We start from the raw sequence: 24877 nt of genomic DNA on the forward strand, positions 1-24877 counted from the left end.
ATAAGGTTCTTCAATCTAAATTATGTCTTTCAGTAGCTGGATTAATAAGTTCATGATTTTTTTCTTTTGCTTGATTAATATCTTCAGCTTCACAAACTGGAAATCTATCCATTAGTTTCATCGCTGCCTTGGCATTATTTCTGAGTTGCCTACTCACAGACTCGCAATAGGGAATCTGTGAAAGTAAATCATTTGTTCTTCTTAAAATTCTTACGACATCCCCCTCATCCAAGGAAGTATTTGAAATTAAATCAGTCCAAGTACTTCCTCGAGCCCAGGCTTCTACTAAACCCATTAATTCTGAACTCCATAGGATTGGGACTTCTATACCAAATCGTTCTTGAACTCTAAACAATTCTCTTCGAATATTTGATAAATCATTAAATGCTTCATCTGCAACTGCACTTGGAATAAATCCAGACCATAAATCAGGACGATTTACTTCAGTAACAATTGATTGAATAACACTAGCTAATTCTACTGGTGTTAGTTCATCAAGATGTCCACTCATCAAAACCAATCCCAACCATAATTCATTTTCACCTCTTAAAGATCCAATGCCTCTCCCGACTTCAGTTGGATTTAAATCGTCCAAGCATCCGAAGTGGTTTAGTACTTTAATTAGTGATAAGAAAGTTTCCCAATGACGATTAGACCTGTCGTAAAGTAGCTGCTCACGTTCATGTATTTCAATACCTAGTTCATCCATTTTTCGTCTATGTTTCTTTAATTTTTTCTTATCACCCCATCGATGAGCTGGCTGAATCAATAATTCATCATCTAGAGATTTAACTAATTTAGCTTGAGATAAAACTTCGCTAGCAAGATCGTATTGAGCCGTTCTCATGTCATTTTTATGAGCCAAATTTGAAATTATTGAAGCTGTTTCATTACTTAGTAAATCACCATGATGTATTTCACCTAATCTACTAATTTCAGGAGTTGTAAGATGTGATACGTCTAAGCATGTTAATTCAGCATAGAGGCTAACAACTTCCTTGCAAGCAATAAGTATCCAAATATTTTCATCTGTTAAGCATAACAATTGAGATTGTCTCTCTCCTTTTTGGATTTTTTGAACAATGACTGCAGGTGTAACTTTGCCTCGTAATTGTGCTGTCTTAAGACTTATGAGAGTTCCATTATTTGCAAATTCTAAGGCTAAGGTCAATTCATTTGATAAGGTTTCTGCTGATTGTTTTTGGAGAATTTTTAATAGCCTTCTTTCTTCCTTTAGATGACTTTTAATTTTCTCATATCTTTCAAAATCTGACCATGGTATTTCCTCTGAAAAAGTTTTATAATTTTTAAACTCTTCTTTTAATCTGGACAACTCTTCTTCTTCTTCAACAAAATCCAAGCTCGCCAAGTATCTACTAAAGCTTCTCTCTATCAATTCTTTTGATTTATCTAATTCATAACGCTGTAATAAATTCAATACCATGCCGTAGCTAGGTGTGAATTGACTAATCAGTGGATCAGCTGGACTGGTGGCTAATTGACCAGCTTCTCGAACCCCTTCGAACCGAGTTTGTACAGTGACCACATAGCCTCTAGAGTCCAGACCTCTTCTTCCAGCCCTACCAGCCATTTGTAAGAATTCACTCCCCATTAATTGACGATGTCCATTATCTGATCTCTTCGACAAGGTAGATATAATTGTGCTTCTCGCAGGCATATTGATTCCTGCAGCTAAGGTTTCAGTTGCAAAAACAACCTTTATCAATCCCTCTTGAAATAATTCCTCAATCAACTCCTTCCATGCAGGAAGAACTCCTGCATGATGAGATGCGATTCCATTAAATAAAGCTTTTATATGTAAATCATCTCTCAAACCTTCTGAATTCAAAATTGTATATTTTTCAAATCGATCTTGAATTGATTTTCTCTCTTCTTGGTTCACTAAACAAGTGCTAGCTATTGCTTTCACAGCCTTGTCACAACCACGACGACTAAATATGAAATATATAGCGGGTAACATATTTCTTTCTGCCAACTTAGATATAACAAAGCCCAATGAAGGAGAGTCAGGTTGAGTAGGCTTTGATAGGCGACCTCTCTTTTTATGTGATTTTGTTGGGCGCCAAATCTTACAGTTTGGATGTAATCCAGTTCCTTTTTCATTGAGTAATGGATGAAGTCCCTTAGCACTACAAAAATTAAATTCCAAGGGAACTGGTCTTAAATCACTCGATATCAAATCTGTGGGTCCGTGAACTTGCTCAATCCAATCAGTTAATTGACCTGCATTGGCAACGGTTGCCGATAGAGCAACGAACTGAACAGATTTAGGACAATGAATAATTGACTCCTCCCACACTGTTCCTCTATGAGCATCATTCATGTAATGACATTCATCAAGAACAACAGTTTCTACATCAAGTAAGAGATCATCATTTCTATCTGCTGCTGCGTATAGCATATTTCTAAAAATTTCAGTAGTCATCACAAGAATCGAAGCCTCTCTATTCAGGCTTAAATCACCTGTTAAAAGGCCCACATTGCTTGAACCAAATTGATTCCTAAAGTCTCTTAACTTTTGATTAGACAAAGCTTTTAAAGGCGTTGTATAGAACACCTTATTTCCATGAGAAATCGCTCTATAAATTGCATACTCTCCTATTAATGTTTTTCCAGATCCAGTAGGGGCACTGACAACTACAGAATGCCCTTGATTGAGTGAATCAATTGCTTTAAGTTGAAATTCATCCAATTCAAAAGGAAAGATTTCCTTTGGATTTAAATTGTTTGAGAGGATTTCGTTCTCAGACGTATCTCTTTCTGATGAAGTCATTACCAAATCCTATAGGAATATTCTATGAGCACATGATTTTTGACGTGGATACATAATAAAATCAAGAAACCAAAGAAAAAATGTTAAGCCAAAACCCAACTCTTCAAACACAGCAGACAAAACAACAATATGTCTAAAATCCCTAACTCTAGAATTCGTAAACTTAGAACTTGGGTTCCAGGGAAAAGGTCATCAGAATTGATTGGTGTAGATGAAAATAAAAATCAAATAACTTTAATTGACCTAGCAAGTAATGACTATTTAGATCTAGCAAGACATCCATTATTAATTGAGGCAGCTAGAAATAGCTTAGAAACTGATGGAGTTGGTTCTGGAGGATCAAGATTTATTACTGGTAGTAGAAATATTCATCAAAAACTTGAAACCAAGATTGCTGAATGGCTTGATCGTGAGATTGTCCTGCTTTACCCGAGTGGTTTCCAAGCTAATCTGGCTGCAGTCTTGGCTCTTACTGATCGTCATACTCCTGTTATTTGTGATCGTCTAATACATCATTCACTGCTTGTTGGAATTAAAGCAAGTGGAGCAAAGCTAATTAGATTCAAGCACAACAATTTATCTGAACTAGAAAGGCTTTTAAAAAAATCTAGACAAAGCAATTCTCAAAAACAACCTTTAGTAATTACTGAAAGCCTTTTTAGTATGGAGGGTACAACAGCACCCATAAAAGAAATTTCAAGACTATGCATTAAGTATGATTCAAAGTTATTGATAGACGAAGCTCATGCTTTTGGCGTTATGGGTCCAGAAGGAAGAGGAGAATCATTTGGAATCAAAGAACCAAAATCAATTATCAGTGGGACCTTCGGGAAGGCATTTGGAAGTGGGGGAGCATTTCTAGCAACAGACAAGATGACAGGAGAAAATTTAATACAAAACTGTGGGGCATTTCGCTATACAACTGCTTTAGCCCCTCCACTTTGTGCAAGTGCTTTAGCCGCGTTAAATCTAATTAAAAGCAACCCTGGTTGGGGTTGCGAACTGAAAGAGAAATCAATAGCTTTAAGAGACAGATTGTCTCAAATTGGGTGGCAACGACCTGTTGGGGAAGGTCCAATAATCTCCATAATTCTAGGTTCAGACGAATTAGCCATGGATTATCAGGAAAGACTTGAGGCCCAAGGCCTTCTAACTGTTGGGATCCGTCCACCAACTGTCCCTGAAGGTAAATCTAGACTCAGGTTGGTGATCAGGCGAAATACGCCTGTTCAGGCCTTCGAAAGACTTATCGAAGTTCTTAAAAATAAATGAAAGAAATAATTGCTATGCACGGCTGGGCTGGTGATAGTCATCAATGGTCAAATTGGGAAAAGATATTTAAAAGTTGTGATTGGGAGTGGCAAACTTCTGAACGTGGATATAAAAATATAAGTCCTCATATACCCAAATGGAATAACAACTCAAATCAAGTTGAGCTTAAAAGAGTTGCTATATGTCACTCTCTTGGTTCACATTTGATAGATAAAGAAATCTTACACTCAGCTACCCATGTTGTATTAATCAATAGTTTCAGTCGTTTTATTCCAAACAGCAAAGAGGATCGCCCTACAAAACTAGCTCTCAACAGGATGATGAATAAAATTAATACGCCTAATGAAGCATCTATGTTAAGAAAATTTTATATAAAAGCTTATAAACCAAATGACATAGATATTAAGTCATCCGAATCAAAACTCATTCATATATCAGATTCAGGAAGGTTGAAACTAAAAAATGATTTAAAACTTCTTATGAATTCTGATTCTCTACCAATTGGCTTAAAAAATTCTGCTAAAGTACTTATTGTTAACAGTCAACAAGACTATATTTTATCTAATCAAACGAAAGCGCAGCTAGCTGAAGATTTAAAAAACCACTTAGAGACCATACCCAAAATAATCAACCTTCAAGACGACGGGCATTTCATCACAAAAATTAAAAATATCAAAAAAGTCAAACACTGGCTAGAATTTGAACATGCAAAAAACATGGTCTAGCCAAGTTAATAAAAACTTTAACGAAGCTGCATTAAGTTATAACGAATCAGCCTCAATTCAAAAAAGTACTGCTTTAAAACTTGCAAAAATATGTTCTCATCATTCAATCAAACATGGACTATGGGTTGACCTTGGTGCTGGCACTGGACTACTAGCTAAATCATTAGAAGATCTACATCCAAACCAATATGTAGTGAGATTGGATAATTCTAAAAAGATGATTGATCAACATTCAGAAAAGTGTGTTAAACAAATTTGGGATTTAAATAATGGGTTACCTAAGTGGTCTAAAAAACCAAATTTATTAGCTTCAAGTTTTGTTTTACATTGGCTTGATAATCCACAGAAGAAACTTAAGGAATGGTTGAATTCTCTAAGTTTAGATGGATGGATTGCTTTGGCAGTCCCAATCAAGGGAAGTTTTCCAGAATGGTATGCCGCTGCAGAAAAGGCAAATTTAACATGTACAGCTCTTGATTTACCATCCTACGACTCACTAATTAGAGTCGTTCCGAAACAAAATATTTTATATAATAAAATTGAAGTTATCAAACAAACAGCTAACAAGGCGACTTCTTTATTAAAACCGATGGTCAAGGTCGGAGCACAAAGTAGTCAGAAGGAACAATTAAGTGTTTCAGATTGGCGACATCTATTGTCTTTTTGGCCAATTTCCAACAACGATAAACAAGTAAGCCTTAGTTGGTCAATTCAGTTTCTCTTAATAAAGCGATGAGTGTTTTCAAAAAAAGAATTATTATTTGTGGTACTGATACAGATGTAGGTAAAACGATAGTTAGTAGTTTTTTCGTCCAAGGTCTTAAAGGTATCTATTGGAAACCCATTCAAAGTGGAACAGAGGAAGGTACAGATACAAAAACTGTTTGCAATCTATTAAAACTTGAACCTAACCGCTATCTTTCTGAAAGATACAAATTCAAGGCTCCTGTCTCTCCACATTGGGCAGCCGAACAAGAATCTGGTTTTATTGAACAAAGCAATTTAAAATTACCTGACCTAGATGAATTAATAATAATCGAGACTGCAGGTGGTTTAATGGTTCCTTTAAATAGAGATTTGCTACAAATAGACCAATTAGAGGTTTGGGGAGCTCCAATAATTCTTGTAGCCAGGACCGGTCTTGGCACTCTCAATCACACTTTATTAAGTCTAGAAGCCTTGAAACATAGAAATTTAGATGTATTAGGAATAGTATTAAACGGCCCTCCTCACAAAGACAACCCGAAGACTTTAGAGCAATTTGGAGATACTAAAATTCTTGCAATTCTTCCTATTTTTGACGAAGTCAATGCAAAAGTACTCTCAAAAGAGTGGCATAAACAGCAACTAGATCAAAAGCTTAGAAAATATATTCGAAATTAAATTTTTATTTTTTTCTTAATCAAAAGATTATTTTGACTCGAATCAAGTTAAATGAAACAAGAGGGAAAACTAAATTTGATGAATGAGAAAGAAAATTCAAATCAAACCATTCAGAATCCTCATATATGGCCACCATTCACACAACTTACATCTTCCAAACCTCAATTATTGGTTGAAAAAGCCAAAGGTGCCCTTTTACTTCCCAAAGACACAGCACCAATAATCGATGGCATAAGTAGCTGGTGGGTCACTCTTCATGGTCATGCAAATGAATATATTGCTAAGGCTATCGCAAATCAAGCAGAGCAATTAGAACAAATTATTTTTGCAGATTTCACACATCCTCAAGCTGAGCTATTAGCTAATCGACTAAGTAAATTAACAGGTCTAGAAAAGTTATTCTTTTCAGATAATGGCTCTACAGCAGTAGAAGTAGCTTTAAAAATGGCTCGTCAATGGTGGAAAAATAAAGGTGATAATAGATCTCAAATTATTGCATTCGAAGGTGCCTACCATGGAGATACATTTGGAGCAATGGCAGTAGGTGAACGAAATATATTTAGCGAGCCTTTTGATCAAATGCTATTTCCTGTCAGCAGAGTCCCTTGGCCAGAGACATGGTGGGGCGATGTAGATTTTGAGAAACGAGAAAAGGAGATTTTAGAAACTCTTGATCATCTCTTGCAGACACCAACTATTGCGGTAATTCTTGAGCCATTAGTGCAAGGGGCTGGCGGGATGAGAATGGTTCGTTCAGAATTTCTAGTAGAAGTCGAAAAAAGAATTCGCCATGCTGATTCTTTACTTATTACAGATGAGGTATTAACTGGCTTTGGAAGATGTGGAAAACTATTTGCTTTTCAAAGAGCAGGGTTAAAGCCAGACCTAATATCACTCTCAAAAGGGTTGACAGGTGGATTCCTTCCAATGGGAGTTACTATGTCCAGCAAAAGGATTTCTGAAGGTTTTCTTGGGGAAAATCCAAAGAAAACTTTCTGGCACGGTCATAGTTTCACAGCCAACCCATTAGGATGCGCAGCTGCTAATGCAAGCTTAGATCTTTTAGAAAAATCCCCTCAAAAATATTTGAATTTCGAATCACGTCATCAAGCTCATCTAGAAAAAATAATTAAAGATCCAAGAATTGAATGTCCAAGGATTACAGGAACCATTGCTGCTTTTAATATTAAAGTAAAAGGTAAAAAAGGATATTTAAGTTCAGTAGGAAAAATCATGAAAGCAAGTGCATTGAAGGTTGGTGTTTTCATTCGGCCATTAGGAGATGTAGTTTATCTAATGCCACCACTGTGTATTACAGATGAAGAACTAGAAAAATGCTATTTTGGAATCCAAGAGGGCTTAAATGCTCTATCCTAGAATTCCTTCTTACGAAGATTCTAAGCACTTAGCTATTTAAATATTTCTGAAATTAAACTTACATCAACCAACTTGGAGTGAAATTCAAGTTTCCGCCTCTTAAAAAAGCTATAAACACTCCTAAAGCAAGGCTCAAGAAAATAGAGGTGATCAAAAGAAGAAGTGAAAACAGTTCTCCTCCTGATAATGGTCGTCTTACTCCTATCGATTTAGAAAATTGTACAGGTTGTATATTCTTAAAGTAAGGTTCTTTTTTTTGACTTATAAGATAATTCTTTTTTTCTATATATAAGTCATAGTTTGCCCTTAAGACAGGATCACTTAATAAATCATAAGCCTCACAAACATTTTGAAATTGCTTTGTCGCTTCATCACTTGGCAGAGATGTCGTATCCGGATGAAGTTGCTTACTTAATTGACGAAAAGCTTTTCTAAGCTCTGCGTTATTGGCAGAGGTAGAAACACCAAGCAGTTCGTAACAATTAAAGGAAGGAGTCAACTAAAGAAAATATGATCTAATAATGTATAGATTTTATCTAAATATCTCAGGACTGACTATTCCAAAAAACAATTCAAAATGTCTATTGATACAAACAACAAAGAATCAAATCATCGCATGATATGGAATGAGCTTAAATGGTTGCCAAGTGAAGAACAATTAGCTCAATTTATCCATTTGCAAGATTTACTTAAAGAATGGAATAAGAAAACCAACCTTACTCGTTTAGTTGATGGAGATGATTTCTGGACTGCACAAGTATGTGATAGCTTGTTGCCACTTAATGAAGAACTTCAATACCCTGAACTTTCTCGGAAATACATAGACATTGGTTCTGGGTGTGGATTTCCTGGTATAGCCATAGCCATAGCAATGCCAAATTCAAATATCACTCTTTTAGATTCCTCAAGTAAAAAAACGACTTTTCTGAAAGAAGTTTCTAAAGAAATTGGATTGAATTCTCGTATAACAGTCGTAAATGAACGGGCTGAGACAGCGGGAAGGGATCCAATCTTTCGAAGTAATTTTGATTATGCAATCGCAAGAGCAGTTGCTTCTGCAAATGTAGTAGCAGAATATCTCGTACCTTTTTTAAATTCGACAGGTCAAGCGCTCATATTCAAAGGAGGCTGGAGTGAAGAAGAGGAGCAAATACTAACAAAAGCTTTAATTAAACTAAATGCAGAAATCCAACGAACACATAAATTCTTACTCCCTAATAATCGCGGTATTAGAAATATTATTAGAATTAGTTCTATTCAAAAATGTCCTAATCAATATCCTAGATCAGTTGGCAAACCCAGAAAACAGCCTTTAGGTTACTAAATCCCCCATAATCTATCTCTTCTTTCTCCCCCCAATCTATCTTTCAATTTTCTAAGTATAAAAGGTATTTCAGAGCTCCACGGGCTATTGATCAAAACTTTTTTCAAGTCATTTTCGCTCACTTCACAATCCAAACAATCTGCGTTTGAGCCTGGGAACCAATGTCCTCCTCTACCTAAAAGACCATAACGATCTTTAGCAAAGCTTTCCATATCCCAAGCCTCCAATAAATTATTTAGCCATAGCAAAATAGGTATATTAATCTCTCCTGGAGTCTGGTCCCAAACAGGCAAACCTATCTTCCAAGTAGTCAACCATGACTCCCCAAGCGACTTGTATGAGGCATTAACTAATCTTTTATCTATAATATTTATTAAACTATGCATTGTATCCATTTTAGAGATTGCACTTAAATGAATATCTAGATCTTCAGGCTGTGACGCTCCAACACTTAATGTATGAATTCTTTTATCCCTCAAACAAAACAGATCATTAAATTCTATAGGGTGCAAAGGACTACACAAATCTAAAAGTTTCAATGACGGTGAATGTAAATGGCCGCCCTTATCAGTAGGACTTATAATGAAAACTCCCATATCATTAGCATTCGCTGCTTGTAAAGCCTTTTCGTTTTCCTGACGTATGAAATACCAATGCAAGTTAACATAATCAAAAAGTCCTGTTTCAATTGTTTTTATGATCAAGTCAACGTTTGCATGAGTTGAGAAGCCAACATGACCAACAAGACCATCTTTTTGCCATTGACGAACAATCTGTAGACATCCGTTTGGACGAATAGTCATATCTAAGTGCTCAGGAATATTGATACCATGAATAGCTAATAAATCAATTTTTTGAGAACCTAATCTACTCATACTCAACTCAAGTTCTTGCTCAAATATAGAAGGGTCATTATTTGGCGGGATTTTCGTTTGCAATATTCTTTTTGGGTCATCAAGTTGACCGAAGGCCCAGCCTATCTGGCGCTCTGATGTTCCATAATGACGAGCAGTTTCTATATGATGCATGCCTTTTTGAGACGCATACTTAATAGTTTTTCGCAAGACGTCTTGTTGTTGATTATGAATTTCTTTAGGATCTAAATCCTTCCAACTTTGTTGAAAGCGCATCCCGCCAAGAGATAAGACTGGCATCTGAATCTCTGTTCGACCAAATCTTCGAGTAGGTATTGCAATGTTTTTACTATCTTTAATTCTTGACACTTCTTATATTTAAAAATCAAGTAACCGGGGGTAAACCTAAATTCCTAAAGTTATGATTTCTTAAGACTTCTTCCAATTTAATTAAGTCTTCAAAAGAAACCCAATCTATGCAATCAACAGGGCAGGTATCTATAGCTTCTTGTATTAATTCATCACTATCTCCATCTTGTCTAAACGCTCTTGCTCTACCTTGTTCAGGCTCCATTGCGAAAGTATTAGTAGCAACTGAACTGCAATATGTACAGCCAATGCATTTCCTTTCATCAACCCAAACGGCTTTTTCCCGTAACTTTCCTCCAAGGACTGGGTCTCTACCACTAAGCTCGAAGTCTTCATTGTTAGCGGCTTCATATGCAACATTTGGATCATAAATATCACTTGAAGGCTGATATTCAATAGACCTAGTTTCAAAAGCAGCTCTAGGGTCAAAAGTCAATTTTCAAAAACAATCTTAGGAATCCCAACGAGTAACTACTAATTCAATTGACCCATCTAAATTTTGTTTTTGCTCAGATACTTGAAATCCTTCTTGAGAAGTTGAATCAAGAACAGTGTTTAAAGCATAACGTTGAGTGACTTGAGCTAAAAATCTCTCAATTGGTATTGATTGTTTCCAGAGATCAAGGTCAGTTACAAGTTCATATGATTTTGAGCCTTCATTCCAACGAAAACCAATGTCTGCTCCTTTACTCATCTCAACAGTCATTTGAGCTTTTACAGTTTGACCTCTATAACCTCTAACTAGATTTTCACCTTCGTTGGGGACATAGCCTAAGTCTATTAGAGCCTGTTTAAGGAACTCTTTCTTACGAAGTTGAGTTTTAACTGTGCTGAAATGTGACATCAGTGGATTTCTGCAGGAATAGTCTGGTTTTGAACGTTTTCGCGAAGAAAGGTATCAGAGGTTAGCTCTCTCCTTTCAACGGTGCCTAAGGCATCCTCAAGCTTCTCAGTTAAATCAATACATGCTTCACCAACAAGACCTTCAACGGTTTCTTCCACCCGTCCATCTTGTCGGATTTTAAATCGCAATGTGCGTTGTGGCATGAAATTGAAGCCCCTAAGTCACGCATGATATAGAAAAAAACTCTAGAAACGCGAATTATTAATTACAACGAATTGTTTTTGTACCAAAAATTAAACCAATTGACCATCATCAATTAATGATTTTAATTTTTTTTGTACCTCTCCATTATCCAATTGCTCCAAAGCTGTCCTTGCTTCATATCTCACAGAAGGCTCTCTATCATTTAATAAAACAGAAATAAAAGTATCTACTATTTGCATTTGGATTTCCGTACTCAAAAGTCCATAAAGGCGGCCTAGCGACCATATACAGTTACTTCTAACTATTGGTTCACCATCTACTTGCAAACTTTCAAGTAATTGATTCGCGGCTGGGGGAGAGCTCTCTACTGAATTTAGTCCAACCTCTGCTAAAGAGCTTGATGCCCACAATCTCACCGCAGCCACATCTTGCTTTAATGCATTAATCAGAGGTTCTAGAACGGGTGCATTAGGGTAATTTCCGAGACTCCATGCAGTAGCTTTTCGCACATAAGCGTTACTATCAAACCTCAATAAATGCAAAAGAAGATCTATAGCTTTTGGACAAGTATTTCTACCTAAAGCATAAACAGCACTCATCCTGACTACAGGAGAAGGTTCTTCAAGTAAAGGTAATAAGAGTGGGAGAGCTCTTGGATCCCTATGTTCGCAAAAGACTCTTAAACCCTGAAGTCTCTCATTATTTCCGGATTGAAGCCATTTCAGCGCAAGATCACATTCTTTTGATGAATTCCCTTGATCACCATCAATTTTATCTAATTCAATTTCATCTAAAGGATCTCCTGCCAATTGAGCAGCTAATTCTCTCGCTAAAAGATCTGGGTCTATAGCCAAATTAGCCAACCCTTCTTCACTTAATTTTTGATTTTCATCATTCATAGCTCTGACAGAAGAAGAGCAAACTAATTAATTGGTGCTGGTGCAAGCATATCCCCGGGGAGCCATATACGAGCGCTGACAGCGAACAAAGCTACAGCAAAAAGAGCAACAATTAAAATAGGGAAAAGAGTTGTTCGTAAAAAACCCAATGTTACAAACTAATTAGAATTCTATTCTGCTCTAAATTTTGACCATTTGGCTATCGTGGGTCAACTTTTTGAGTTATTAGTTTTGTTTTCTTCATTAAAAAAACACAACTCACAGCAATTGAAAGGGCAATCCAAGCGTTCCTTTCTTGATGTAATAAGAAAGCCCCAATACTAATTAAACCCCCATAGAGAATTCCTGAGCCTAAAATGAAGCGATATCCAAGAACTGAAAAATTATCAACTGGATTGATATTCAGACTTTTCCTTATTTTGTTCCAACCAGGACCTGGAGGGTTCACCTGCATCACAAATTTATTGAGTGTCTCCTCAGACTCTGGCTGAGAAAAAAATAAAGTAAGCAACCAAACCACAGCTGTAAATAAAGTAGTAAATAAGAGTCTTTTTCCAAAATCCTCAATTGTAAAATATGGAGAAACTGATGTTATTAAGCCAATAAAAAAACCACTCAGCATTGCGGAAAGTTCCGCTAGAGCATTAACTCGCCACCAAAACCACCGAAGCACAAGTACAGCACCTGGTCCTGTACCTATTGCAATAACAAGTCTAAACATTGAACCAATACTGTTACCAAATAGAGCCGTAACGACTCCAATTAGCAGCAAGAAAATACTTGCAACTTGGCCCATGAGTATCATTTCTCTAGGTCCAGCCGATGGCCTAACAAATCTTTTATACAGATCATGCGCAAGATAACTTGCTCCCCAATTAATTGAAGTACTTACGGTACTCATAAATGCTGCAACCAATGAAACCACCACTAATCCAAGTCCAACGGGTGGCAAATATGTAACAGCGAGCTTTGGATAACTTAATTCCCAGTCAGTTTGTTGAGGTAAAAGAACTAAACCAGCCAGGCCAACTAAAATCCAAAGCCAACTACGAATAAGATAATTAACAATTAAAAACACTATTCCTGCCAAAGTTGCTTGTTTTTCATCTTTAGTAGCCAATAAACGCTGAATAAATTCTCCACCACCATCACTGCGTCTAAAACTCCACCACTGCAAAGAAATAAAAGCGAAAAAAGTAGTAATACTTATTCCTGAACGATCCAACCAATTGAAACCATCTTTATTTAATGTCCATGGGAATAAAGAAAGAAGCTCAGGTCTATCTAATGCCTCTAACTTTATTAATAAATCCGTCATACCACCTGAAGCATCAAGCACTACAAAGCAAACCGCAAGCGCGCCTAAAAGAGCCAATATAAGTTGTACAAAATCATTAACTACCACGGCCAAAAGACCGCCTAGTACAGTGTAAACAAGCAAAAACAAAGCAACTAAAACCATTAAAATTATCGTGTCAGTAAAGGGGCCAAACACAATATGACCATCCACGACACCTAATGATTCAGCGACCTTACGCATTGCCAAGAATGCATACCCAATCCCAATACAATTGATTGGGACAGAAAGTATGAAAGCTTTTATACCTCTTAAATAAGCTGCTGGTTTACCCCCATAACGTAACTCAGTAAAGGCTGCATCCGTCAATACCCCACTACGCCGCCAAAGTGGAGCGAATATAACTGTCATAGCAACATGTGCAAGTCCAAAACTCCACCACTCCCAATTTCCAGCCAAGCCTCTAGTCCCAATAATTCCGGCCACATAAAGAGGGGTATCAATCGAGAACGTTGTGGCAGCCATGGACATTCCTGCAAGCAAACCAGTTAGACGACGACCAGCAACAAAATAATCGGCTTCATTATGATTCTTTAGAGAGATATAAATTCCTAATGCCAGAGAAGATAATAAATAAAAAAATAAAATAAACCAATCAATAAATGTCATAAAATTTCTTAATTCATATATGTTTCTCTCTTAATTGATTTTTATTTTATCAATTGTTTGCCTTCTTAATTGTCCACAAGCCGCATCTTTATCTCTACCTCTACTTGCACGAACGCTTACAGCAACTCCATTATATTCTAATAATTCTCTAAAGCCATTAACTCTGGATTGGCTTGGTCGTTTAAAGTTCTCTTCAGCAATTGGGTTATAGGCTATTAAATTAACATGACTCTGGAAGCCTCTCATCAAATCAGCCAACTGCTCTGCATGAATATCTTTGTCATTCAAACCACCAAGAAGGATATATTCAAAGCTTACACGTCTACCAGTGAATTCTATATATTTTTTACAGTCTTCGAGTAATGAATCGATTGGATAAGAACTCGCTGATGGAATAATTGATTCACGCAACGTCTGATTAGGTGCATGAAGACTAACCGCAAGAGTGAATTTCACTCTTCCCAAACGCTCTTGAGCTGATTTTGCTAAATTGGGTAGTGTATCTGGTATACCAACAGTGCTAACAGTTATCCTTCTTTGACCAATGCCAATATCATTCGTGAGACATTCAATAGAGTCTAAAACATTACGAATATTTAGAAGTGGCTCGCCCATGCCCATAAAGACGACATGGGTAGGCCTCCTATTCATTGTTTCTCCAACACTAATCACCTGATCAACTATTTCATTCACATTAAGAGATCTATTAAGCCCACCCTTACCAGTCGCACAAAATTTACAACCCATAGGACAACCTATTTGACTTGAGACACAAACAGTAAGTCTTTTATCAGTTGGTATTCCTACTGTTTCTATAATCTCACCATCAATAGTCCCCATCAATAATTTTAATGTCTCATCCTCAGATACAACTCTATTAATTTCATCAAGTCTTCCAATCTTGATTCCTTTATTTTCTAATGAATCTCTCCATCGCTTTGGAAGAACAGTTATTGAGTCTACACTTTTAGCTCCTTTTTGATAAATCCATTCGTGAATTTGCCTACCTCGAAAAGCTTTTTCACCTTCCTGTAGAGCAAATTCTTCAAGATCTTCGGAACTTAAGCCAAGCAGGGATAAATTACTTGATGATTTAGAAAGTTTTGTCACCAATTCATTAAGCCATGTCCCAATTTAAATTCCAAAAGCACTAATGCAATAAAGCCAATCATTGCCCATCTACCGTTAACTCGTTCAGTGTGTGTATGAAAGCCATAGCGAGGTAACTTACGCTTGGGCACTACAGGAGGATCAATCATCGGTGGTCTTTTAAGTGGAAGAACTAAATATTAGAAAGTTTAAAAGCGTATTGTAGAAAACTTCATTTATTCATCTGAAAGTAAGCCCTCTTCTTGCAAACCCTCTAAAGCAGCAGGGTCTGGCATTTGGTCTTCAGGTGATTCATCATCACCGATTGGTCGAGCAAAAGCTGCAAAATTACTTGTAGTTGGATCGATTCCATGTCTACTTCTAGTTGCCTCTAAATCCTCTTCACTTGGATCATCCAAAACAGAAGTATTCTTAGCCACTGGGGAAGAAGGCATGTCAACAGTATAGTCAGGTCTAAGATTTTGAATCCTTCTATAACCAGCCGGATCTTCGGCAAGAATATCTGGATGAGGTCCTGCTTCAGCATTTAACTCTTCAACAAAGCCACTAAAACCTGTACCGGCAGGAATCAGGCGACCAATAATTACATTTTCTTTAAGTCCACGTAGCCAATCAGACTTACCTTCAATAGCCGCTTCGGTAAGAACTCGAGTTGTTTCTTGGAATGAAGCAGCTGATATGAAGCTATCAGTATTAAGTGATGCCTTTGTAATACCTAGTAAAACAGGAGTGAACTCTGAGGGAGCACCTCCAGTGATGGATATAGCCTGATTAGTATCTTCAACTTGCCTGAGTTCTATCAATTCTCCTGGTAGGAATGTTGTATCCCCAGCATCTTCTATTCTCACTTTACTAGTCATCTGTCGAACTATTACCTCTATATGTTTATCATCTATGGCTACTCCCTGAGATTTATAAACATTTTGAACTTCACTTACCATCCTATGCTGAAGCTTGGCTATGGCCTCTTGAGCTGCATCCATTAGGGGCTTTTTATCACGCAAATCCGTAAAGAAACATTCCAAAAGTTCATGTGGGTTTACTGGACCATCGGTCAAGAATTCACCAGCCACAACTTGTTGGCTATTTCTAACCATTACATTACGGCCTAATAAAATTGGATATTCAGAAATCGCATCATTTTCCTCAATAATAGATACAACTACCGAGTCATCGTCATCTCCTTTTTTAATGTCTACTGTACCAGACTTTTTACACAAAATAGCTGAATCCCTGGGTCTACGAGCTTCGAGTAATTCTTCAATCCTTGGTAAACCTTGAACAATATCTCCTGTTTTTTGTCTTTCAAAAACCAACAAAGCCAAGCCATCTCCTCTTTGCACTAGATCCCCATCACGAACGTGAAGGACTGAATCTGGAGAAACCATGTAAGGTCTACCAAGCCGCAACTTAACTTTTTTTCCATCAATATTTTCTATTTCACCACAAGCACCAATTGGTTGATCTTTAGAAACAAAGTCTCCATCTACTACTCTTTGTCCAACTTTCAAAAGATTAGCTCCTTTGGAGTCAATTGTTATTGTATCTTCATCCCTTTCAACGATAAGTCGACGAACTGGATCTCCTTCGATAGCGTCTGGGAGTTGAACAATACCTTCTTCCTTACATAAGATCTGCGTTGTAGCCACAACGTCCCCAGCAGAAACATTTTGAGCATTTTCTATCTGCAATTCAGTATGTGTTGAGCCATGACTGGAATCAGATGTTGTATCTCTTCTGACTAAAATACTTTCAAGAATAACTAATTTCAATCTATCAGTATTCTTTGAATTCAAGTCTTGTATGACTTCCACGTCTACTGTCATTTGTGGTGTCGTATCGAACGTCTCAAGCATCAGTTGAGTTTTAAGCAACTCAATACCTTCAACAGATTTAATAAGCTCGCCATCTTTAAAAGCAAGTCTTTGAGAAGCTTTTATTCCTAGTGATGGACCTTTAGGCTGCTTAACATGCTCTAATTCCGGCAACTGTGCTTGGTCAGGAATTGTGAATTCCTCTACAGGTCTTAATAAGAGGCCTTTCCCTTCTGGTGTTTCAACTGATTGAACCATTACCATTGAATCAGTCTTAATCCCTTTTGCAATAGTTTCTCCAGGGTTAACTATTTGCCCCTCACCTTCAAACCTATCAAGCGCTTTACTTTCTTTACAAAGCTTGAAAGTGCCGCTTCTAACTATGATTTCTCTAAGAATATCATTTTTTTGAGTAACAGTAACAATTCCTGCAGTTTGACTGAAAATATCTTTAACAACTTCTGTCCCTGCCTCTATCCATTGGCGATCTTTAATCATTAACAATGAAATATCCTTATTGATTTCATGCGTTTCTTGAGGGATCCATAATAGAGTTCCGCCTTTACTAACCTCATAACCATTCTTTGCAGAACGAGCTTTCTTAATTGTCAATCCCGGGGCGTATTTAACAAGTCCACCTGTTTCTGTTTTAAAACGATCATCTGCTAATTCAGCTATTACCTCGTTATTCCCAATTTTACTTCCAGGAATAGTATTTAATCTATAACGTGTATTATCTTTAGCTTCAAGATGCCATATTTCGCCTGAGTGAGTAGATTCTTCAAGTAATTTAAAATCATTTAAAGTCATCGAAGTTGTAACTATTTGAACTTCTCTAGAATCACCAATAGAGTCTCTGAGTCTTACTTCACCTCCAAACTCACTTGCCTGACTTGCTTCAGCTAAAACTTGTCCCTCCTTTACAGATACATTGCCAGAAACGACTGGCATAGCATTAGGAGGTAAATTATATACGTCTCCTGCTAGTACCCATAGTCGACCAAGTCGTTGAGCTTTAAGAGTTATATTTCCTTGTCTATCTGTTACCTCTCTGGGTTGGATAATTGTTTCATACCTAACTTGACCAGCTAAATCACAGATGACATCTTTAGTTGCTTTTTCAACACTTTTTTGTACAGTTCCACTTGCAATCTGAGCAACAGTTACATCTGTAGCAATACTTTGATCATTGTCTACAAAAAGTAGAGAGCCAATAGGTATATCGATTGTTTGAGGTTTTCCACCACTTAACGGAACAATACTAAGGCTAAAATCAACTTCTGCTTGCTGAGCCTCAACACCATGTGGTGTTCTATAACCTCTTACTCGTGCCTTTGAACCAAACTCAACTTTTCCTGAAATAGTAGAGCGAACAACACCAGTCTCTGCGGTTGAAACTCCGCCGGTATGGAAAGTCCTCATGGTTAATTGCGTACCTGGCTCTCCAATAGATTGAGCGGCAACGATACCCACTGCTTCCCCTAAATCAACGAGTTGGTTATGCGCTAGCGCCCAACCATAACATTTTCGACAAACCGACCTAGTAGCCTCACATGTAAGAGGAGATCTAACTCTGATACCTTGAATATTTGATTGTTCAAATTTCTTAGATAGCTGAGGATCAATTGGAGTATCTCTTTCAGCTAAAACTTCCTGATCGGCATTAACTACTTGTTCGGATGTTAATCGTCCAACAAGTCTATTACCAAACTTACCATCCTCAGCACTTATTAAAATTGATCTTGTAGTGCCACAATCCTCTTCTCTAACAATTACATCTTGAGCGACATCAACCAAACGTCTAGTTAAATAACCAGAGTCAGCAGTTCTTAAAGCGGTGTCAACAAGACCTTTACGAGCTCCATATGAGGAAATAACATACTCAGTTACCGTGAGTCCCTCTCTAAAATTAGTTCGTATTGGTAAGTCAATGATCTCCCCTTGAGGATTAGCCATTAATCCTCTCATTCCAACAAGCTGACGAACCTGAGACATATTTCCTCTGGCTCCTGAATTAGCCATCATCCATACTGAGTTCAACGGATCGTTTTGATTGAAATTCTTTTTAACTGCATCAACTAATCTTTCATTTGTTTCTGTCCAAGTGTCTATAACTTTCGTATGCCTTTCAACCTCAGTAATTTCACCCAATCTATAGCATTCTTCTGTAGCAGTTATTAATTCTTCTGCCTGACCAAGTAAATCTTGTTTAGCCTCTGGAACTTTTAAATCATCAACAGATATTGATACTGCCGCTTGGGTTGCATATCTGAAACCAAGGTCCTTCAAATTATCTGCCATAGCAGCAGTTGCAGCAGTTCCATGATGCTTAAATGCCCATGCAACTAAATTTTTCAAACCTTTCTTATCAACTACTTTATTTCTAAAAGGTGGAGGAGTTTTAGAAAGTCTTTGAACAGCTTTTATCGCTGCTGCTTTTTTTGCTTTAGAGCCTCTTTTTGCTTTTGATTTAGCAGAGGATTTACGAGTTTTAGGAGAGGAAGAAGTCATGAAAAAAACTGTTCAAAAAAAGAGGATTTGTTCTAAGAGTTATGAGGTGGCTGCCACAGCATCAATAATCGTGTGATTCATTACGACCCGTCCAACTGTCGTCAAGATGTAGCGGCTAATTAAACTTCCATCTTCATCTAATCTGTCACGTCGATAGGTCCATTCCTCGATACGAGTACCGTCTTTCAAAGTCTCAGACTTACGCGGTTCTTGAAGTTCATCGTCATCCTCTATTTCGCCAGAGAATCTAACCCAAACCCAATCGTGTAAATCTATTCTTTTATCTTCAAGAGCCTGTAAAACGTCTTCAAGTGAAGCATACGTGTGTGCATAATCTCCGAATTTAGGTTGATTGGCTTGAGGCTGAATTGCGGTTAGATAGTAAGAGCCTAAAACCATATCTTGAGATGGGGTTACAATTGGATCGCCAGTTGCAGGTGAAAGAATATTGTTACTAGCAAGCATTAACATCCTTGCCTCTGTTTGCGCTTCAATCGCTAAAGGTACATGAACAGCCATTTGATCTCCATCAAAATCAGCGTTAAATGCTGGACAGACTAAGGGATGTAACTGTATAGCTCGTCCAGCAACTAATTTAGGCTCAAAAGCTTGAATACCTAGTCGGTGCAAAGTAGGAGCACGGTTGAGAAGAATAGGATGACCATCTATAACTTCCTGTAAAACCTGCATGACTTCATCGTCAGCTTTCTGTATCAATTTCTTTGCTGCTTTGATGTTATTGACAATATTCTGACGAATCAATCTATGAATTACAAAAGGCTGAAAAAGCTCTATTGCCATTTCCTTTGGCAATCCACATTGATGCATTTTCAACTTGGGGCCAACAACAATTACTGAACGACCTGAATAATCAACTCTTTTCCCAAGCAAGTTCTGCCTAAACCTACCTTGCTTACCCTCAATAATATCGCTCAATGATTTCAAGGGGCGATTATTTGCGCCAACAACAGTTCTTCCTCTTCTACCGTTATCAATAAGTGCGTCTACAGCCTCTTGCAGCATCCTTTTTTCATTCCTGACTATTATCTCTGGAGCCAATATTTCCTGAAGACGGGCAAGACGGTTATTCCTATTAATTACTCTTCTATATAAGTCATTTAAATCTGAGGTAGCAAATCTACCCCCATCTAATTGCACCATAGGCCTCAGATCAGGAGGTATAACAGGTATCGCATCTAAAACCATCCATTCGGGACTTGCACTAGTAGCAATAAAATTATCTATCACCCTTAATCTTTTGATAAGCTTAGCCCTTTTTTGACCTTTGCTTGTTGCAATTTCTTCACGCAATTGCTCAGCAACTTCTTTTAAATTTAAATCTTCAAGTAATTGTTTTAAGGCCTCTGCACCTATACCAACAATTGGTTCATTCTCGATAGTTGAATCCTCAGCATAAATCTCGTCTTCAATCTCAAGCCATTCATCTTCTGTTAATAGCTGTTTATATTTTAGATCTTTACTATCTCCAATATCTAAAACCACATAACAATTAAAGTAAACAATTTGTTCGACATCTCTAAGAGGCATGTCTAACAAAATAGCTACATAGCTAGGAATACCTTTTAAATACCAAACATGCGATACGGGAGCAGCTAATTTAATAAATCCCATTCTATGTCTCCTTACACGGCTTTCTGTTACTTCAACACCACACCTTTCACAAACAATTCCACGATGTCTAACTCTCTTATATTTCCCACAATGACATTCCCAATCCTTTGATGGACCAAAAATCTTTTCACAAAACAATCCGTCCATCTCAGGCTTAAGTGTTCGATAATTTATTGTTTCAGGCTTGGTTACTTCCCCTACTACCTGACCGTTGGGTAAAGTTCTTTGGCCCCATTCCATTACCCTTTCAGGCGAGGCTAGTTTTATTTTGACATAATCAAAATGATTTTCCGTACGTAGATTGCTATTAGTCATGAGAGATTAGTGTGTTTAGATGATTTGTTTTAATTGAGTCGATTACTCCTCGTATTCTTTACCTAATGATTCATAGGTAGGTCTACTTGGCGTGCTTCTACGGGGATTTACATCTTGCATCAGATCAACTTCTTTCCCATCATCTGTATAAACTCCGATATCTAATCCCAATGACTGAAGTTCCCTCATTAAAACTTTGAAGGATTCAGGAGTCCCTGGCCTTGGAATTGGTTTTCCTTTTACAATCGAATTAAGAGCTTCATTACGACCTTGCATATCATCAGACTTTACAGTTAATAATTCTTGCAAGGTGTATGCTGCTCCATAAGCCTCGAGTGCCCATACTTCCATCTCTCCGAGCCTCTGTCCACCTTGTTGGGCCTTTCCACCTAAAGGTTGTTGAGTAACCAAGGAATATGGACCTGTAGATCGAGCATGAATTTTATCGTCTACTAAATGTACAAGTTTTAGGAAATGGGCATAGCCAACAGCCACTGGTTGATCAAAAGGTTCGCCGGTTCGACCATCTTTTAGGAGTAACTTCCCAGGATCCTTAGGGTTATATACCCATGATTTACCAGGCTGTCTTGCTGCCTCTTTTAAGTAGGCTTGAACTGTCTGATTAGACATTTCTGGCCCATACATCTCATCGAATGGGACTACTTTAACTCGACAATCCAAGTTTGAAGCAGCCCAACCCATAAGAAGCTCAAAGACTTGCCCTACATTCATTCTACTTGGGACACCAAGTGGGTTAAGGCATATATCTACAGGTGTACCATCAGGAAGGTAAGGCATATCCTCTCTTGGTAGTATTCTGCTTATAATCCCTTTATTACCGTGCCTACCAGCCATTTTATCGCCTACTTGGATTTTCCTGCGTTGCGCTACATAAACTCTGACAACCATATTTGCTCCAGGTGGTAGCTCATCTCCTTGCTCTCTTGTATATATCCGCACATCAACCACTCGTCCTCTCTCAGTAGAAGGAACTCGAAGAGAATTATCTCTAACATCTCTAGCTTTTTCTCCAAAAATTGCTCTTAAAAGTTTTTCTTCAGGCGGTTGGTCTGATTCTCCTTTAGGGGTTACTTTGCCAACAAGGATATCTCCACTCTCAACGAAAGCCCCTATTCGAATAATTCCCATTTCATCCAAATTACCAAGACTTTCTTCTGATACATTTGGAATTTCTCTTGTTATTTCCTCAGGACCTAACTTAGTTTGACGAGCTTCTATTTCATATTTTTCTATATGGACAGAGGTATACAGATCATCTTTAACTAACCTTTCGCTAACAAGAATTGCATCTTCATAGTTGTAACCTTCCCAAGGCATGTATGCAATTAATACATTTTGACCAAGAGCTATTTCACCTCCCTCACAGGCCGAACCATCAGCCAATACTTGTCCCACGATTACAGGATCACCATTAAAAACAATAGGCCTATGATTTAAACAAGTATCTTGATTAGATCTCTGATATTTTTGCAAGTAATGAGTGTGGTCATTCCCTTCCTCATCAGTAACGACAATTGCATTAGCATCAACATAAGTTACTGTTCCATTTACTTTTGAAATTGGAACCATTCCAGAATCTCTAGCGACTTGAGTCTCTAAGCCAGTTCCAACTAACGGTCTTTCTGGACGCAAAAGAGGAACTGCTTGTCTTTGCATATTGGAACCCATCAGAGCTCTATTAGCATCATCGTGTTCCAAAAATGGAATTAAGGAAGCTGCTACAGAAATAACCTGAACAGGGGATAATTGGACATAATCAACTTGCTCTGGAGAAACTGTTTCAAAATCTTGTCGATACCTAACTGGAACAAGTTCTGCCATTATTTTCCCTTCTTCATCTGTAGCTACATCACCTGGAGCGACCCTACATTCATCTTCTAAATCTGCAGAAAGATAAATAGGATCGCCTTTTTTAATTATTCGTCCATCTTCCACCTTCCAAAATGGTGTCTCAATAAAACCGTATTCATTAACTCGTGCGTGAGTCGCTAAAGAGTTAATCAAACCAGCATTTGGTCCTTCAGGGGTTTCAATTGGACAAAGTCTTCCATAATGAGATGGATGAATATCTCTAACTGCAAAACCAGCTCTTTCCCTAGTTAAGCCTCCTGGTCCCAAAGCAGAGATACGTCTTTTATGAGTTAATTCAGCTAATGGATTTGTTTGATCCATAAATTGACTTAATTGACTTGAACCAAAGAATTCTTTGATCGCTGCAACTAAAGGTTTTGGATTAACCAATTGCGCTGGAGTAAGTGAATCTGTTTCCCCAACAGTCATCCTCTCTTTAATTATCCTTTCAAGTCTGTTCAAGCCAACTCGAACTTGGTTTTGTAAAAGTTCACCAACTGACCTAACTCTTCTATTACCTAAATGATCAATATCATCTAAAGTTGCCCCACCAACATCTAATTCCAAATTAATAAGGTAATCTAAAGTGGAAAGAACATCCTCGTTGGTAAGTGTTCTTACATTGTCCGGAATAGTTAGACGTAGTTTCTTATTAATTTTATATCTACCAACTCTTCCTAAGTCATATCGTTTTGGATCAAAGAATCTTGTTTGAAGTAGCTGTTGACCGCCACTTACTGAGGGAGGCTCTCCTGGCCTTAGCTTCTTATAAAGTTCTAACAAAGCTTGGTCCTCTGAACTTATACCTTCTTCATTCGCCGCTTCAATTGACTTTTTATAAAACTCAGGATGTCGTAACTTATCAATTACATCATTATCTGATAAACCCATTGCTCTCATTAAGACATGAGCATTGATTTTTCTTGTTTTATCTACACGAACATGAAGCAAATCATTTTTATCAGTTTCAAACTTTAACCATGCTCCTCGGTTAGGAATAACACTTGCATTGTAAGTTCTTCTACCATTTTTATCCTGCTCATCTTTGAAATAAACTCCTGGACTGCGAACTATTTGATTGACTATTACTCTCTCAGCACCATTAATTATAAAAGTTCCACGCTCAGTCATCAGAGGTAGTTCACCTATAAAAACCTCTTGTTCTTTAATCTCTCCAGTTTCTTTATTAACTAAGCGACAAGTGACATACATTTGAGAAGCAAATGTTGCATCTCTTCTTTTTGCTTCTTCTACATCATGCCTTGGACGCTTAAGTTTATATCCTGCTCCAATAAAATGTAATTCAAGCTTACCGGTATAATCAGTAATGGGAGAAAAATTGTCTAATTCTTCAATCAAGCCTTTATCCAAAAACCATTTAAAACTTGATCTTTGCACCTCAACTAGATCAGGCAGATATGTAGCTGCTTTGGCTACCTGAATCGCGCTTCTGCTCATTCGAGAACCTGCGTTTATTATGTAGAGGACGGGTTAATGTCTTGTCCTTTAAGTCAAAAAATGAACTTTACTAAGAAAAAAACAAAAAACAATCTCCTAAAAGATTGAGATTTGAAATTGAATTTACTTAATCAACGAACAAACTGACTAAAAG

20 protein-coding genes are annotated in these 24877 nt (G+C 37.5%); 6 read left to right on the forward strand and 14 right to left on the reverse strand.

Annotated features, from left to right (window positions below; all coding sequences use genetic code 11):
* Window positions 1–10: 10 nt before the first annotated feature.
* On the reverse strand, window positions 11–2794 hold the full coding sequence (locus tag O5640_RS05885) for a DEAD/DEAH box helicase (protein WP_269611421.1): 2784 nt from the start codon (window positions 2792–2794) through the stop codon (window positions 11–13).
* A gap of 129 nt (window positions 2795–2923) precedes the next feature.
* Between O5640_RS05885 and O5640_RS05890 the strand changes: the two genes are divergently transcribed.
* From O5640_RS05890 to bioA, 5 genes are all read left to right on the forward strand, one after another.
* Complete coding sequence (locus tag O5640_RS05890) at window positions 2924–4066, forward strand: aminotransferase class I/II-fold pyridoxal phosphate-dependent enzyme (RefSeq protein ID WP_269611422.1); 1143 nt, start codon at window positions 2924–2926, stop codon at window positions 4064–4066.
* A complete protein-coding gene (locus tag O5640_RS05895; protein WP_269611423.1) occupies window positions 4063–4791 on the forward strand; it encodes an alpha/beta hydrolase in 729 nt (242 codons plus the stop codon). The genes O5640_RS05890 and O5640_RS05895 overlap by 4 nt, the downstream gene beginning before the upstream one ends.
* Window positions 4772–5527: a methyltransferase domain-containing protein gene (locus O5640_RS05900; RefSeq protein ID WP_269611424.1), complete on the forward strand. Its 756-nt coding sequence runs from the start codon at window positions 4772–4774 to the stop codon at window positions 5525–5527. The genes O5640_RS05895 and O5640_RS05900 overlap by 20 nt, the downstream gene beginning before the upstream one ends.
* Entirely contained in the window at window positions 5524–6174 is a 651-nt protein-coding gene (gene bioD, locus O5640_RS05905; RefSeq protein WP_269611425.1) for a dethiobiotin synthase, read from the forward strand. The genes O5640_RS05900 and bioD overlap by 4 nt, the downstream gene beginning before the upstream one ends.
* Window positions 6175–6252: 78 nt before the next feature.
* A complete protein-coding gene (gene bioA / locus O5640_RS05910; protein WP_269611426.1) occupies window positions 6253–7551 on the forward strand; it encodes an adenosylmethionine--8-amino-7-oxononanoate transaminase in 1299 nt (432 codons plus the stop codon).
* Window positions 7552–7609: 58 nt separating this feature from the next.
* Here bioA and O5640_RS05915 read toward each other — a convergent pair whose 3' ends face one another.
* Window positions 7610–8050 (reverse strand): J domain-containing protein, encoded by a 441-nt coding sequence (locus O5640_RS05915; RefSeq protein ID WP_269611428.1) that lies wholly within the window; start codon window positions 8048–8050, stop codon window positions 7610–7612.
* A 78-nt stretch (window positions 8051–8128) separates the two neighbouring features.
* On the opposite strand from O5640_RS05915, the gene rsmG reads away from it, so the two are divergent.
* Window positions 8129–8875 carry a 16S rRNA (guanine(527)-N(7))-methyltransferase RsmG gene (rsmG, locus tag O5640_RS05920; RefSeq protein ID WP_269611430.1) on the forward strand — a complete coding sequence of 249 codons (747 nt, stop codon included), beginning with the start codon at window positions 8129–8131 and terminating at the stop codon, window positions 8873–8875.
* Here rsmG and O5640_RS05925 read toward each other — a convergent pair.
* The 12 genes from O5640_RS05925 to rpoB all read right to left on the reverse strand — a co-directional run bounded on the left by O5640_RS05925 (window position 8872) and on the right by rpoB (window position 24723).
* Window positions 8872–10098 (reverse strand): aldo/keto reductase, encoded by a 1227-nt coding sequence (locus tag O5640_RS05925; RefSeq protein WP_269611431.1) that lies wholly within the window; start codon window positions 10096–10098, stop codon window positions 8872–8874. The genes rsmG and O5640_RS05925 overlap by 4 nt on opposite strands.
* Before the next feature lie 16 nt (window positions 10099–10114).
* Complete coding sequence (locus tag O5640_RS05930) at window positions 10115–10534, reverse strand: ferredoxin (RefSeq protein ID WP_269611432.1); 420 nt, start codon at window positions 10532–10534, stop codon at window positions 10115–10117.
* A gap of 15 nt (window positions 10535–10549) precedes the next feature.
* Window positions 10550–10942, reverse strand: a complete 393-nt coding sequence (locus tag O5640_RS05935) for a DUF1257 domain-containing protein (protein WP_269611433.1) — start codon at window positions 10940–10942, stop codon at window positions 10550–10552.
* Window positions 10942–11145, reverse strand: coding sequence for a DUF2997 domain-containing protein (locus tag O5640_RS05940; RefSeq protein WP_269611434.1), 204 nt, complete (start codon window positions 11143–11145; stop codon window positions 10942–10944). The genes O5640_RS05935 and O5640_RS05940 overlap by 1 nt, the downstream gene beginning before the upstream one ends.
* A gap of 90 nt (window positions 11146–11235) precedes the next feature.
* Window positions 11236–12045 (reverse strand): HEAT repeat domain-containing protein, encoded by an 810-nt coding sequence (locus O5640_RS05945; protein WP_269611435.1) that lies wholly within the window; start codon window positions 12043–12045, stop codon window positions 11236–11238.
* Window positions 12046–12068: 23 nt separating this feature from the next.
* On the reverse strand, window positions 12069–12194 hold the full coding sequence (locus O5640_RS05950) for a hypothetical protein (protein WP_269603327.1): 126 nt from the start codon (window positions 12192–12194) through the stop codon (window positions 12069–12071).
* Between the two features lie 50 nt (window positions 12195–12244).
* Window positions 12245–14011 (reverse strand): sodium:solute symporter family protein, encoded by a 1767-nt coding sequence (locus O5640_RS05955; RefSeq protein WP_269611436.1) that lies wholly within the window; start codon window positions 14009–14011, stop codon window positions 12245–12247.
* A 30-nt stretch (window positions 14012–14041) separates the two neighbouring features.
* The gene (rlmN, locus tag O5640_RS05960) at window positions 14042–15121 is read right to left on the reverse strand and encodes a 23S rRNA (adenine(2503)-C(2))-methyltransferase RlmN (RefSeq protein WP_269611438.1); all 1080 of its coding nucleotides are present in this window, start codon (window positions 15119–15121) and stop codon (window positions 14042–14044) included.
* Complete coding sequence (locus O5640_RS05965; protein WP_038654151.1) at window positions 15118–15270, reverse strand: high light inducible protein; 153 nt, start codon at window positions 15268–15270, stop codon at window positions 15118–15120. Before O5640_RS05965 ends, rlmN begins: the two co-directional genes overlap by 4 nt.
* A gap of 66 nt (window positions 15271–15336) precedes the next feature.
* The gene (locus tag O5640_RS05970; RefSeq protein WP_269611440.1) at window positions 15337–19446 is read right to left on the reverse strand and encodes a DNA-directed RNA polymerase subunit beta'; all 4110 of its coding nucleotides are present in this window, start codon (window positions 19444–19446) and stop codon (window positions 15337–15339) included.
* Window positions 19447–19485: 39 nt separating this feature from the next.
* Window positions 19486–21393, reverse strand: a complete 1908-nt coding sequence (locus tag O5640_RS05975) for a DNA-directed RNA polymerase subunit gamma (protein WP_269611441.1) — start codon at window positions 21391–21393, stop codon at window positions 19486–19488.
* 42 nt (window positions 21394–21435) lie between these two features.
* Entirely contained in the window at window positions 21436–24723 is a 3288-nt protein-coding gene (gene rpoB, locus O5640_RS05980; RefSeq protein WP_269611443.1) for a DNA-directed RNA polymerase subunit beta, read from the reverse strand.
* Between the last annotated feature and the right edge of the window lie 154 nt (window positions 24724–24877).

The organism is Prochlorococcus marinus str. MIT 0912 (assembly GCF_027359595.1).
GTDB lineage: Bacteria > Cyanobacteriota > Cyanobacteriia > PCC-6307 > Cyanobiaceae > Prochlorococcus_B > Prochlorococcus_B marinus_C.

Excerpts from the sequence above, each read along its gene's own strand:
- O5640_RS05885 (WP_269611421.1), bottom strand. The coding sequence starts at position 2,794 with ATGACTTCATCAGAAAGAGATACGTCTGAGAACGAAATCCTCTCAAAC.
- O5640_RS05890 (WP_269611422.1), top strand. The coding sequence starts at position 2,924 with ATGTCTAAAATCCCTAACTCTAGAATTCGTAAACTTAGAACTTGGGTT.
- O5640_RS05895 (WP_269611423.1), top strand. The coding sequence starts at position 4,063 with ATGAAAGAAATAATTGCTATGCACGGCTGGGCTGGTGATAGTCATCAA.
- O5640_RS05900 (WP_269611424.1), top strand. The coding sequence starts at position 4,772 with ATGCAAAAAACATGGTCTAGCCAAGTTAATAAAAACTTTAACGAAGCT.
- bioD (WP_269611425.1), top strand. The coding sequence starts at position 5,524 with ATGAGTGTTTTCAAAAAAAGAATTATTATTTGTGGTACTGATACAGAT.
- bioA (WP_269611426.1), top strand. The coding sequence starts at position 6,253 with ATGAATGAGAAAGAAAATTCAAATCAAACCATTCAGAATCCTCATATA.
- rsmG (WP_269611430.1), top strand. The coding sequence starts at position 8,129 with ATGTCTATTGATACAAACAACAAAGAATCAAATCATCGCATGATATGG.
- O5640_RS05935 (WP_269611433.1), bottom strand. The coding sequence starts at position 10,942 with ATGTCACATTTCAGCACAGTTAAAACTCAACTTCGTAAGAAAGAGTTC.
- O5640_RS05940 (WP_269611434.1), bottom strand. The coding sequence starts at position 11,145 with ATGCCACAACGCACATTGCGATTTAAAATCCGACAAGATGGACGGGTG.
- O5640_RS05945 (WP_269611435.1), bottom strand. The coding sequence starts at position 12,045 with ATGAATGATGAAAATCAAAAATTAAGTGAAGAAGGGTTGGCTAATTTG.
- O5640_RS05955 (WP_269611436.1), bottom strand. The coding sequence starts at position 14,011 with ATGACATTTATTGATTGGTTTATTTTATTTTTTTATTTATTATCTTCT.
- O5640_RS05965 (WP_038654151.1), bottom strand. The coding sequence starts at position 15,270 with ATGATTGATCCTCCTGTAGTGCCCAAGCGTAAGTTACCTCGCTATGGC.
- O5640_RS05970 (WP_269611440.1), bottom strand. The coding sequence starts at position 19,446 with ATGACTTCTTCCTCTCCTAAAACTCGTAAATCCTCTGCTAAATCAAAA.
- O5640_RS05975 (WP_269611441.1), bottom strand. The coding sequence starts at position 21,393 with ATGACTAATAGCAATCTACGTACGGAAAATCATTTTGATTATGTCAAA.
- rpoB (WP_269611443.1), bottom strand. The coding sequence starts at position 24,723 with ATGAGCAGAAGCGCGATTCAGGTAGCCAAAGCAGCTACATATCTGCCT.